Here is a 12,817-nt window from a genome sequence, read left to right as displayed (position 1 = left end):
GAGGGTGCCTTTCTAGAACGCCAGGAAGTACATGAGGCCGATGTTGACCACCAGCAACGGCAGAGCGGTTCCGATCTGCGCCGTGATCACACCGTAGCGGTTCTTCATCTCGAGGAGCGCGGCCGGGACCAGGTTGAAGTTCGCGGCCATGGGGGTGCACAGCGTGCCGCAGAAGCCCGCGAGCATGCCGATGGCGAAGACGATCGCCGGGTTGCCGTGGAACTGCTGGATCAGGATGGGCCAGCCGATCGCCGCGGTCATGATCGGGAAGGCCGCGAAGCCGTTGCCCATGAGCACGGTGAACAGGAACATGCCCACGCAGTAGACCGCGACGGCGGCCAGCAGCGACCCCTTCGGCAGGATCGACGCCGTGAGGGTGCCCACCGCCGTCCCGACGCCCGCCTTGGTGAACAGGATGCCGAGGGTCGAGAGCATCTGCGGCAGGAGCGCCGCCCAGCCGATGGACTCCAGGATCCGGCGGCTCTCCAGCAGCGGCGCGAGCTTGTTGCGGGGCTTCAGGATCACGACGGCGGCGGCCGCGGCCACGATCGCGCCGATGGTCAGTGCCACCAGGGTGGTGTTCTTGGGGTCCAGGATCGGGGTGCCCCCGATGACGAGGACCGGCGCCGCGAGCACGAGAGCCACGGTGACCACGGGGAGCAGGAGGGCCGGGATGAACAGCTTGTTCCCGAAACGGGCGGCATAGGCGACGCGCTCGGCCGGGGTGGAGGACTTAGCCTTGCCGTCCGAGAGCTGGCCGCTGGACGCGAGCCCGACGAGCACCAGCACCGCCACGCCCAGGATCCAGGCGGGCGCCTTCCCGGCCTGGACCCAGGTTCCGTAGAAGAAGCAAAGCCCGAGAATGCCCCAGAACAGCGAACTGCCGATGCGGTGCCGGTGGCCGGTGTCCCGCGCGATGAGGGAGGCCCAGGCGATGAAGAGGGCTCCGATGAACCAGTAGACGGCTTCGACGTTGATCATGCGGCGCTCCCGGCCTCGACGGTGGCGGTCTTCCCGGTGAGACGGGCGTACTCGCGGTCCAGCTGACGGTCCAGGCGGAGGAGCCGGAAGCCGTGGATGAGGAAGGCGGCGATCGCGGTGGGGATGGCCCAGAGCGCGAGTTCGAGCGGTTCGAGCTGCAGGTGGTACGTGGTGTCCACGAAGGTGGTGATCAGCAGGATCGAGCCGACGGCCACGAAGACGTCCTCGCCGAAGAAGACGCCGACGTTGTCCGCCGCGGCGGAGTGGCCCTTGATGCGCTCCTTGAGCTTCTCCGGGACCGTGCCGTAGCGGCGCATCGCGGCGCCCTCGGCCATCGGGTAGACGAGGGGCCGGACGGCCTGCGCGTGCCCGCCGATGCTGGTCAGCCCGACGGCGGCGGTCACCTGGCGGATGGCCAGGTAGGCCAGCAGGACGCGGCCGGCCGTGAGGCGGGCGAGCTTGGAGATGAGGTTCTTGGCCTGCTCCTGGAGCCCGAAGTATTCGATGATGCCGATGACCGGCAGCACGGCCGCGAAGACCGTGACGGAGCGGCTGCTGGCGAAGCCGGAGCCGAACGCCTCCAGGATCTGCAGGGGGTTCATACCGCCCAGGAGCGCGGTGACGATCCCGGCGACGGTGACGACGATGAGGGGGTTGAGGCGAACGGCGAATCCGACGATCACCAGCAGCACCCCGATGAGTACGAGCATGCGAGTCCATTCCACGGGGACCGACCGGTCCGGGAGAGCTGTCCGTGGCACCCGTCACGGGTCCACGTGACTCACATCATAGAACTTTGTTCAACAATCCGGCAAGGCTTTGTTGAACAATCCGGGGGTGGGGCGCGTCCAGCAGAAACGGGCGGGTGTGGAGCGGGTCCAATCGGGGCCACCCCTGCCGAGTTCGTGGTTTCGAGGCGAGTTCGTGGAGATGGTCCACGAACTCACCCGAAATCCACGAACTCGACGGACGAGCACCGTGAAAACCACTCCGGACCGCGCTCCCGGCTCCTCTCCCACCCTCGCGAAGGCCCCGGAGATGCCGAAACCGTGAGTTTCCGTCGAAACAGTGTGTTTAATGCACTGTTTCGACGGAAACTCACGGTTTCACGAATGACGCCGCGGGCCAGGATCCCGCCTGAACCCGCTCAAGCCGCCTGCGCCGGGCTGAAGCGGAACGTCCGCACCGAGAACGGCGACAGGGACAGCGCGACGCCGGCCTCCGCCGTCGCGCCCTCAGCCGAGCCGGAGCCGGAGCCGGAGCCTGCGGCCTCCAGGGCCGGGGCGTCCGGGAGCTCGTCCTCGATCAGGCTGACCTCGCGGCCGGCGCCGAAGGCCGGGTCGACGTGCAGCACGGCGTTCGCGCGGCGGCCCTGCGGCTCGTAGACGCGGACCACCAGATCGCCGGAACGGTCGTGGGCGAGCTTCACCGAGGAGACGAGCACGCCGTCGCCGTCGACCCTCACGAGGGACTCGACCGGTGCGGCGCCGGACCGCGAACGGACCGGGCTATTCAGGTGGATGCCCTCACGGGTCGCCACCAGGGCGTCGGCCCCGATCACGAGGCCGTAGGAGTGCTGGTGCACGCCCTGATCGGTCTCCGGGTCCGGGAACCGCGGGGCCCGGAGGAGGGAGAGGCGCAGGGTGGTGGTCACGCCGGCGTCGTCATCGGCGTCGCGGGTCATGTCGAAGCCGTAGCTGGACTCCGTCACCAGGGCCGCGCCGAAGCCGGGCTCGTCGGCCAGCACGAAGCGGTGCATGGAGGTCTCGAACTTCGCCGCCTCCCAGCTCGTGTTGGTGTGCGTGACGCGCTTGTTGAAGCCGAACTGCGTCTCCGCGGCCGTGTGCTCCGCGCGGACGTCCAGCGGGAAGGACACCTTGAGGAACTTCTCGGCCTCGTGCCAGTCGGTCTCCTGATCGATCCGCAGCGTCCGCGCATCCGCGGCCAGGCGCAGCACCTGACGGACCCGGGAACCGGAGAACTCGCGCTCGATCACGATCCGCGCCTCGTCCCCGTCGCCCTCCACGGAGAACGACGTCAGCGAACGCAGCTCGGTCACGCGGTTGCGGTAGTACCGGTCCACGTCCCAGGCGTCCCACATGTTCGGGAAGTCCTGGTGCAGCTGGAGCACGTTCGCCTCGGCGCCCGCGGGGATCGCGTCGCGCCCGCTGGCCAGGTCCACCGCGGAGACGATGTGGCCTTCGCGGCTGATGACGACCTCCACCAGTCCATTGCGGAGCACGACGCCGCGCGCCTCCTCGTTCACGGTCACCGGCTCTGCGCCCCGCGGGGCGGCCTCGGCGGCGCCCAGCGCGGGCGCGCCGGAGCGCCCGAACGGCGCCGCATTGAACGTGAGCTGCACGTCGCCGTCGCCGGCCAGGGCGTCCAGCGCGCGGCCGATCAGGGCCTCAGCCTCCTCGGTGAGGCGGCGGTAGGTCTCGACGGCCTCGCGGTGCACCCAGGCGATGGAGGTGCCGGGCAGGATGTCGTGGAACTGGTGCAGCAGGAGGTCCTCCCACAGGGCGTTCAGCTCGTCATAGGGGTACGCGTACCCGGTGCGGGCCGCGGCCGTGGCACTCCACAGCTCGGCCTCCACCAGCAAGTGCTCCACGCGGCGGTTGCCCTGCTTGGTCTTGTGCTGGCTCGTGAGAGTGGCCCGGTGGAGTTCGAGGTACAGCTCACCGACCCAGACCGGCGGCTTCGGCATCTCGGCGCGGGCGCGCTCGAAGTAGTCGTCCGGATTCTCCCAGCGGACCGTGGCGCTGCCTTCCAGGTCCGCGAGACGCCGGGCCTTGCCGGTCATCTCGCGGGTGGTGCCGCCACCGCCGTCGCCCCAGCCGACCGGCGCGATCGACCCGGAGGCGACGCGGGCCTCACGGAATTGGCGGCTGGCGCGGGCCATCTCCTCGCCGGAGAGCTGCGCGTTGTAGGTGTCCATGGGCGGGAAGTGGCTGAAGACCCGTGAGCCGTCGATGCCTTCCCAGTTGAACGTGTGGTGCGGGAACTTGTTGACCTGGTTCCAGGAGATCTTCTGGGTGAAGAACCACTCGAAACCGGCACGGCGCATGAGCTGCGGCAGGGCCGGCGAATAACCGAAGCTGTCCGGCAGCCACACCCCACGGCAGGCCGCGCCGAACTCGTCCCGGAAGAACGACTGGCCGTACAGGAACTGGCGGGACAGGGCCTCGCCACTGGGCATGACCGTGTCCGACTCGACCCACATGCCGCCCAGCGGCACGAAACGTCCCTCGGCGACGGCGGCCTTGACCTTGGCGTACACCTCGGGCCGGTGGACCTTGAGCCACTTGTACTGCTGGGCGCTGGACATGCCGTAGCGGAAGTCCGGGTCCTGACCGATCAGCTCGGTCATGGAGGAGCTGGTGCGGGCCACCTTGCGGATGGTCTCGCGCAGCGGCCAGAGCCAGGCGGAGTCGATGTGCGCGTGGCCGATGGCGGAGACGTGGTGGGCGCTGGCCTCGGCGGGACGCTCGAGCAACGGCGCGAGGACCTCGCGGGCCTCCCGCGCGGTCTCGGCGATGTGCTGGAGGTCGACGCGGTCCAGGGCGTCGTCCAGACCCTGGAGGATGCGCATGCGGCGCGGCGAGGACTCCGGCAGCTCGGCCTGGAGCTCGAACAGGACCTCCAGGTCCAGGCACAGTTCGTGGACCTCACGGTTGAACACGGCCAGGTCCATGCGGCGCGTGGTGTAGAGCTTCTTCGGCGAGGAGGTGCGGATGTCGCCCTCCTGCGTGGGAAGGAAGGGGTGGTAATCCAGGAGCACCGGGTTCGACGCGGCCTCGATGAAGAGCTCCACGGATTCCCCACCCTGCGCCTCATCGGCCACCAGGACCCACTGGTTGCGCGGGTTGAGCGACTTCAGCGGCTCGCCCTCGGGCGTGTAGACCAGGCCTTCGCACTGGAAGCCCGTCATGTTCACATCGAAGCCGAGGTCCACGACCATCTCGACGCGGCGTCCGGCCCAGCCTTCGGGGATCCGGCCCTGCAGACGGAACCAGGTGGTGCCCCAGGCGGCGCCCCACGGGGTGCCCACCTGGTACGGCGAGTACTCGAGGGCCAGGCCCTCGGCGGGGGCGATCGGCTCGCCCGGCAGTTCGTGCCAGGCGACGTCCAGCGCCACGCTCTCCTCGTAGACGGCGGGATACAGCCGTTCGGCCAGAACCCGCTTGACCCGTCCGGTGGTCAGGTTGATGTCGTCATGCATGGATGTGCTCGTGTCCTCACGTCTGGTGTCAGGGGTCTTGGTAGGTCAACGGCTCGCAAAGGGCGAGACTAGCAGCGCTCTCCGGGGTTTCGCTAGCGATTTGCGGTAATTGCCCCGGGAGCGGATGCGCCGCTCTCCAGGACCGTGCTGATGCCCCGGGCGGCGAGCACGGCGGGGTCCTGGCCGCGGGAGCCCAGAAGGACCTGCGGGCCCTCCCCGGTGGCCGCGGCGGCGTCCAGCCAGGCGCGGTGGAACGCCCCTCCGGGTGCGCAGCTCGCGCGGTAGCCCTCGGCGGTGTCGTCGAGAACCAGCGCGACGGACGACGACGGCGGCGGCGCGGTCACGCCGCCGGCCGGGGTCACGCCGTCGGTGGCGCCGCCCGCGCCCGCCCCGGCCGCCCGGAACTCGGCCACGAGCGCGGCGAAGCGCTCCCCGGTGGGCTTCAGCACGCCGTCGTGGGTGAAGAGACCCAGGTCGTACTCGACCTCCGGGAAGTCGGCGAGCGCCCGGGAGACGTCATGCGAGCACCACCAGGTCACGCCCATCAGGCCGGGCACGGTGGCCGCGTGGCGGATGGTTGCCTCGAGGAAGTCCGGGGCGGACTCCCGCGGGATCACCGTGGTCGGGGCTCCGACCTCCTGGAGCCACACCGGCCGTGTGGCGTCCTGGTGCCACGCTGCGGCGAGCCGCAGGAGGTATTCGGCGTGGCGGACGGAACCGTCGTGGAGGGGCCCGAAGGTCTGGGCGGCGCCGTTGAAGACCCACGAGTGCACGACGGTGGCGTCACCGAACTCCACGGCGTGGCGGGGTTCGAAAGGCTGACGGTCGTCGTACCAGGACGCGTCGTACATGGCGTTCGTGACGAAGGGGTTCCCGTGCGCGCGGGCGCCCGCCACGAGGGTCTCCAGCCAGGCCGACGCCTGCTCCGGGGTCACGGGATGGGCGTCCGGGTGGATGGGCGGGGCGAACTGGTTGAGTTCGTTGCCCAGGGTGATGCCCATGATGTTGGGGCGTCCCTCGAGGCGGCGGGCGAACTCGGCCGCGAGATCCGCCTCGGCCCGCACCACGTCCGGGTCCGTGAACAGGTTCCGCCGGTGCCAGGTGGAGATCCAGGCGGGGAGGAAGTCGTAGCTGGACAGGTGCCCCTGGAGCACGTCCAGGTTCACGTCCAGGCCGAACTCCGCGGCGACGTCCACCACCGTCATCACGTCATCCAGCGCGGTCTGGCTGATCAGGCTCCTGTTCGGCTGCACCACGGGCCAGAGCGGGAAGATGCGGATGTGGTCCACGCCGAGCGTGGCGATCTGCCCCAGGTCCCGGCGCACGTCCTCCTCCCGGAGATGCTGCCAGGAGTGGAACCACCCCGACGCCGGTGTGTAGTTGACCCCGAATCGCACGGAATTGTCCTCCTGAAATCGTTGATGAATGGTCTCAGCCCTTGACGCCGCCCTCTTCGACGCCCTTGAAGAAGAATCTCTGCAGGACGCCGAAGACCACGGCGATGGGGATGAAGGCGATCATGGTGCCGGCCGCGATGAGCCGCATGTCATTGGTGAAGGTGCCGGAGAGGTACTGCAGCCCGATGGTGAGCGTGAAGTTCTCGGGGGTGGTGAGAACGATCAGCGGCCAGAGGAAATCATCCCAGGCGCCGATGAAGGAGAAGATCGCCACCACGGCGATGGTGCCGTAGACGGACGGCAGCGCCACACGGATGAGCCGCTGCCAGGCGTTGGCGCCGTCCACCACGGCCGCCTCCTCGATCTCCGTGGGGAGCTGGCGGAAGGCGTTGAACATGAGGAGCACGTTCAGCACGCTGACCATGCCGGGCAGCGCCACACCGAGCAGGGTGTCCGCGAGGCCCAGGTCCCGCACGGTCACGTACTGGGAGATGATCGTGGCTTCGGCCGGCAGGATGAGCGTGATCATGAACAGGCCCAGGACCCACTTCTTGAAGCGGAAGGACAGCCGGGCCAGCGCGTACCCGGCGGCCGTGGAGAAGACCACGTTGCCCACCACGGCCACCGCGGCCACGAAGAGCGAGTTGCCGATGTACCGCCACACGTCGATCGCCTGGAACACCCGGACGTAGTTGCCGAGCGTGGGCTGCTGCGGGAGGAGGCTGAGGTTCTCCGTGTAGATGTCCTCGGTGCTGCTGCGCAACGACGTGGACAGCTGCCACAGGAAGGGCCCGACCGTCACGAACAGGACGAAGATCAGCGCCGCGTAGCGCCAGAATTTCTCGGCGGCGGAGGGCTCGCCGAAGGTGCGGGAACGACGGCGGCGGGCCGGCGGCGTCGCGCCTTCCAGGGCGTCGTCCGGTGCGGAGGGCCGCAGTTCAGTGGCGCTCATTTGTCCCCCTTGGAGTTCAGGCGGGCCAGGACCAGCATGGGGATCAGCGTCAGCAGGAAGAGCAGGATGCTCAGGGCCGAGGCGTAGCCGAGATTGCCGGTGAAGCCGCGGGCGTACTGCTGGATGAGCATGACCATGGTGAGGTCCTCACCGCCGGGCCCGCCCTTGCCGCCCGTGAGGATGAAGACTTCGGAGAACACCCGCAGCGCGCTAATCGCCACCAGCACGGCGACCAGGCCCATGGCTCCCCGGACGCCCGGGACGGTGACGCTCCAGAAGCGGCGGACCGCTCCCGCGCCGTCGATCGCGGCGGCTTCGTGCAGTTCCTTGCCGACGTTCCCGAGGGCCGCCAGGTACACGATCATGTAGTACCCGAGGCCCTTCCAGACGGTCAGGCTGATGGCGGAGATGATGACGAGCCAGCGGTCGGTGAGGAACGGGATCGGCTCGGTGACCACGTGCAGCGCCTGCGCCAGGTTGTTGACGGCGCCGCGCGAGTCGAGCAGCCAGCTCCACATGAGACCGACCACGACGGCGGAGGCGATCACCGGCGTGTAGAACGCCGTGCGGAAGAAGGCGATGCCCTTGAGCGGCTTCTGCACGAGGATCGCGAGCAGGAGCGGGAGCAGGGTCAGCAGCGGCACGCAGATGACCATGTAGACCACGCTGTTCAGCAGCGCGTTCATGACCTGGTCGTCTTCGAGGATCTGCTGGAAGTTCTGGACGCCGACGTAGCGTTCCTTGCCGCCCAGGGGTTTGGCGTTGGTGAACGCCATACGGATGGTGTTCAGGGACGGCCAGACGTTGAACACCAGGAGCCAGAGCAGCGCCGGCGCCACGAGGATCCACGGGGTGAACCACTTGCTGGTGCGGACCCGGGTGCCCACCGGGGGTTTCGCCGGGATTTTCACCGGGCGCGGGATGGTGGTCGACGCCATGGACGTCTCCTTTCAGCTGACGAACGGGGTGGGCCGCCGGGACCGGCGGCCCACCCGCTCAGGAACGGCTCACTTCTGCTGCTTGAGCAGCTGATTCGCCTTGTCCTGAGCCTTCTGCAGGGCTTCCTTGCCGGAGATGTCGCCCTTCACGGCGAGGGCCACCTGCTGCTTGAAGTAGTCGTCCATCGCGGAGTTCCACTGCACCGGGTTCAGGACCTTGCCTTCCTTGAGGCTGTTGAACGCCAGGACGCGGGCCTTGCCGGCCTCGGTGCCGTCATCCTTGGAGTAGAACGGGTCCTCGGAGGAGCCGGTGGAGGACGGGAAGGTGTTGGTGAGCTTGGCGAACGCGTTCTGGTTCTCCGCGTTGGTCATGAACTTGGCGAACGCCTTGGCGGTGGCCAGGTGCTTGCTCTTGGCGGAGACGGAGAGACCCTGCGGGTAGAGCGGCGGGGTGTCGAGCGCCTTGTTCTCGGTGAACTTGCCCTTCAGGCTGGGGTTGTCCCGCACGAAGTCGAGTGCGCCGGAGGAGCCGGCCGTGGTCCAGGCGACCTTCTGCTGGGTGAACAGCTTGGCGTTGCCCTGGTAGTTGTTGTTGAGGATCGACGGCGGCATGTAGCCGGCCTTGTACGCGTCGCGGTACTTGTCGATCACCTTGGCGGAGTCGTCCGTGGCGAAGGTGAACTGGGTGCCGTCGTCGTTGATGACCTTCTGACCGGTGGCCGTGAGGGCGTTCAGGCCGGGCAGGGTGCTGATGAGGAACTTGTCCGGGCACTTGTCGTGCATGGTCTTGGCCTGGGTGAACAGCTCGTCGCGGCTGGAAGGCAGCTTGGCCGGGTCCAGTCCGCACTGGGAGAGCTGGTCCGTGTTCCAGTAGTTCACATCGGTCTGGAGGTACCAGGGGTAGGCGTAAGTGCCGTCGATGCCCGGGAACTTGTACGCGTCGAGCGCGCCCTGGACGTAACTCTTGGAGAGGTCGTCACCCTGGGAGAGGTCCTGCAGCACGCCCTGCTGAGCCAGCGGGTAAGCGAAGTCGTTCGGGAGGTTGACGACGTCCGGGAGGGAGTTGGAGGCGGCCTGGCTGAGGACCTTCTCCGAGTAGCCGTCACCGGGCTGGTCGAGGAGCTTGACCTTGGCCTTCGGGTTGGCCTTCTCGAAGTCCGCGATCACCTTGTTCAGGTAGTCGCTGAACTTGGGGGTCAGGGACCAGGTCTGGAGCGTGATCTCGCCTTCGATGGCATCGCTCTGCTGGTCGGAGCCCTGGTTTCCGCCCGAACAGGCCGTCATGCCGAGCGCGGCGGAGAGCAGAAGGGCGGCTCCCGCCACGAGTTTCTTCGTGGTCTTCTTCTGGTGCATCGTGCGACTCCTTTGTTGCAAGGCTGGGGGGTCCCTGGCGCGTCCACTGTGTCGCACGTCTCCCCGTCACTGAAGTGAAGCCAGACTTCCAAACTAAACCGATATAGTCAAGACCTCCCGACGGCGTATGATCCTTGCTATGAATCACCCGAAGCGCGCCACGATCAGCGAAATCGCAGCCCGCGCGGGCGTCTCGAAGGGCGCCGTCTCGTTCGCGCTCAACGGGCGGCCCGGCGTCAGCGAGGAGACCCGGACGCGGGTTCAGGCCATCGCCGATGAGCTGAACTGGAAGCCCAACCGGGCCGCGCGCGCACTCGGTCAGTCGCAGGCCGGGGCCATCGGATTCGTGCTGAACCGCTCCGCCCGCATCCTCGGCACGGAGACGTTCTTCCCCCAGTTGCTCTCCGGGATGCAGCTGGGTCTGACCGGCAGCCACACCGCCCTCCACATGATGGTGGTGGGCAGCGTCGAGGAGGAGATGGAGGCGTACCGGGAGTGGTGGCAGTCCCGGATCGTGGACGGCGTGATCATGGTGGATCCGCGCGTGGACGACCCCCGGCTCGAGGTCCTGGAACACCTCGGACTGCCCGCGGTCCAGGTCGCGGGGCACCCCTCCCAGACGGCGGCCATCCCCGCGGTCTGGGCCGACGACCGCGCCGCCACGGACACCCTGGTCCGGTACCTGCACGGGCTGGGTCACCGCCGGATCGCCTACGTGGCCGGGCCTGAGGAGCTGGAGCACACGCAGCTCCGGCGCCAGGAGTTCTCTGCGAGCGCCGAGGCGCTCGGACTGGACGCCTCCCAGAGCGTGATCAGCGGCTATGAGGCCGACGACGCCGCCCGGGTCACCCGGGAGCTGCTGGGCCGGTCCGCGCGGCCCACGGCGGTCATGTACGACACGGACGTCATGGCGATGGCCAGCCTCCGGGCGGCCCAGGGGCTCGGGCTCCGGGTGCCGGACGAGCTCTCGATCGTCTCCTTCGAGGACTCACTCCTGGTGCAGCTCGGCAACCCGCCCATCACGTCGCTGACCCGCGACACCGTGGCCTTCGGAACCCTAGCCGTCAAGACGCTGCTGGAGCACATCGCCGCCGAGACCTCCGTGCCCAGCATCGAGGGAGCCCAGCCGCGCCTGAGCATCCGCGAAAGCTCGGGGCCGGCGCCGCCGTCGTCGTAGGGGCGGGCTGGGGTGCGGGGCTGAACTCGCTATCGATGCGACGGAACCCTGCTGAACTCGCTACGCAAGGGCTGACCTCGCTGTCGCGGGTAGCGAGCTCGGCCCTTCCATAGCGAGTTCAGCGAACCGTGACCGGCTCCACGGCGGGGCGGAAGCGCACCCACACGCGAGTGGTCAGCAACGCGAACAGCACCCGGACCGCAAGGAGCAGCGCCCAGAACTGCACCGCGTCCCCGGCCGTCTGCTGCAGGAAGACCAGTCCCACCGAGGCGACGAGTCCGTATGAGACGAAAAGTCCCACCAGCCCTGCTTTGGGGCCGGCTGTCATCTTCAGCGCCCCGTAGAGGACCCCCGCGAAGGGTTCTACGAGAAACTGCGCCACGATCAGGAGAGACAGGACCCAGCTCCCCGCGACAGGCCGGCCCAGCAGCCCGACGGCGACGATGACCAGGCAGATGGGGACCACGATGGCCCATGTCGAGATGGCGAGCACTCCGAGGGAGGCGGCCTTCCCGTCGTCGGCCGGGACGAGCCCCGAGATCCGCATCCGTCCATAGGTCAGCCCCACCTGCTTCAAGGGGACCACCACCATGCGGGCGACGCCGACCGCCAGTGCGATCTCGGCACCTGTCTGAACCGAGATCGACGTCGCGATCATCTGGACCAGGAGGAAGACCGTCATGAACACGGCGCCGTCGATCGCACCGGCCAGACGTTCAACGATTCCCTTGAGGGAGAAGTCGAAGCGCAGGTCCCAGGGAACAACGCCGAACTTCCGGGAGAGTCGTGTCAGACGGATCAGAAGGACGGCCACGCTGATGAAGGACTGGGACAGCCCGAACGCCATCAATGCCGTGGACGGTGATCCGGAGAGCTGGAAACAAAGTGCCGCAGCACCGACAGAACAGATTCCCACGGCCGCGGAGGAGAAGAGGTTCTCGCGGCTCCGATCCACGAACTGGTAAGCGCCGTTCATCACCGCGAAGTATGGGGTGACCAGCAAAGACAGCGACTGGGAGAGGAAGTAGCTCCAGACGATCCAGGAATGCTCCTCCGGGATGCCGCGGGAGTAGATGAGGATGAAGACAGCGGACAGCAGGAGGCTGAACACCGCGAACGAATTGGCGATACGCCAATTGGACTGCAAGGCCCTCGACAAAGCGTCACCGGCCGCCGCAGGATCGCCGGATGCCGCCGACTTGGACTGCTTCCGTGCTCGCACCAGATCCCGCACGGTGCAGATGGAGACCCCAACGGTCGCCACGAAGGCGAGCCCCGTGAGGGACGACGTGAGCCCCAGCAGTGCGGTGACCGACGGAGTGCCGGATACGTGGCTGATCGTGAGCACCACCAGGCTCGTCAGTTGGGGAACCAGGCCCGAGAGGATCAGGGGAAAAGCCCGGAGGAGGACGGCGCTGGACGTTCGCAGCAAGGAGCTCATCGGCGTGCGACTCCCCCAGCCATGCGGTTCCGCCGCCTTTCCGATCATCGCCGTCGAGCGGAGCCGTGTGCAGGGCCCGCCCCGGTCCGGAGTGCCTCGTCGTCCGTGACGGGTTTTCCCCGGGTTGACTGCAGTCAAGCATGGTGCGGTGAGGCTGTCCAGGGTCTGGACCGCGACGGCGGCGGCGCGCACCCCGGCGGGGTCGAAGTGGCACCGGACCGCCCTCACCCCCTGCTGAGTCCGCTATGGATGGTGTGAGTCCGCTACACGATGTAGCGGACTCACACCATCCATAGCGGACTCAGCGAGCCAGACCACCGCCAACGAACCAAGCAGGTCCCGGGAAGGGCTCCAGG

The 12,817-nt window shown here is 68.1% G+C and carries 9 protein-coding genes; 1 reads left to right on the top strand and 8 read right to left on the bottom strand.

Annotation, left to right across the window (positions count from 1 at the left end):
* Positions 1 to 12 precede the first annotated feature (12 nt).
* The 7 genes from AB6732_RS13855 to AB6732_RS13825 form a co-directional block, all read right to left on the bottom strand.
* Positions 13 to 981 carry a DUF979 domain-containing protein gene (locus AB6732_RS13855; protein ID WP_370960496.1) on the bottom strand — a complete coding sequence of 323 codons (969 nt, stop codon included), beginning with the start codon at positions 979 to 981 and terminating at the stop codon, positions 13 to 15.
* Complete coding sequence (locus AB6732_RS13850) at positions 978 to 1,691, bottom strand: DUF969 domain-containing protein (RefSeq protein ID WP_370960495.1); 714 nt, start codon at positions 1,689 to 1,691, stop codon at positions 978 to 980. The genes AB6732_RS13855 and AB6732_RS13850 overlap by 4 nt, the downstream gene beginning before the upstream one ends.
* 437 nt (positions 1,692 to 2,128) lie before the next feature.
* Positions 2,129 to 5,203, bottom strand: a complete 3,075-nt coding sequence (locus tag AB6732_RS13845; RefSeq protein WP_370960494.1) for an alpha-mannosidase — start codon at positions 5,201 to 5,203, stop codon at positions 2,129 to 2,131.
* 92 nt (positions 5,204 to 5,295) lie between these two features.
* On the bottom strand, positions 5,296 to 6,600 hold the full coding sequence (locus AB6732_RS13840; protein WP_370960493.1) for a glycosyl hydrolase: 1,305 nt from the start codon (positions 6,598 to 6,600) through the stop codon (positions 5,296 to 5,298).
* Positions 6,601 to 6,634: 34 nt separating this feature from the next.
* Positions 6,635 to 7,552, bottom strand: coding sequence for a carbohydrate ABC transporter permease (locus tag AB6732_RS13835; RefSeq protein ID WP_066213425.1), 918 nt, complete (start codon positions 7,550 to 7,552; stop codon positions 6,635 to 6,637).
* On the bottom strand, positions 7,549 to 8,490 hold the full coding sequence (locus AB6732_RS13830; protein WP_307498512.1) for a carbohydrate ABC transporter permease: 942 nt from the start codon (positions 8,488 to 8,490) through the stop codon (positions 7,549 to 7,551). Before AB6732_RS13830 ends, AB6732_RS13835 begins: the two co-directional genes overlap by 4 nt.
* Positions 8,491 to 8,559: 69 nt before the next feature.
* On the bottom strand, positions 8,560 to 9,843 hold the full coding sequence (locus tag AB6732_RS13825) for a sugar ABC transporter substrate-binding protein (RefSeq protein WP_370960492.1): 1,284 nt from the start codon (positions 9,841 to 9,843) through the stop codon (positions 8,560 to 8,562).
* Positions 9,844 to 9,982: 139 nt separating this feature from the next.
* Between AB6732_RS13825 and AB6732_RS13820 the strand changes: the two genes are divergently transcribed.
* A complete protein-coding gene (locus tag AB6732_RS13820) occupies positions 9,983 to 11,020 on the top strand; it encodes a LacI family DNA-binding transcriptional regulator (RefSeq protein ID WP_370960491.1) in 1,038 nt (345 codons plus the stop codon).
* Positions 11,021 to 11,138: 118 nt separating this feature from the next.
* On the opposite strand, the gene AB6732_RS13815 is transcribed toward AB6732_RS13820, so the two are convergent.
* Positions 11,139 to 12,461, bottom strand: coding sequence for a hypothetical protein (locus tag AB6732_RS13815; RefSeq protein WP_370960490.1), 1,323 nt, complete (start codon positions 12,459 to 12,461; stop codon positions 11,139 to 11,141).
* Positions 12,462 to 12,817 lie beyond the last annotated feature (356 nt).

It is taken from the genome of Arthrobacter sp. RCC_34, from assembly GCF_041360795.1.
Classification (GTDB): domain Bacteria; phylum Actinomycetota; class Actinomycetes; order Actinomycetales; family Micrococcaceae; genus Arthrobacter_E.
Note: the sequence above shows the minus strand (reverse complement) of the source record. Positions and strands in the feature narration are given on the sequence as shown.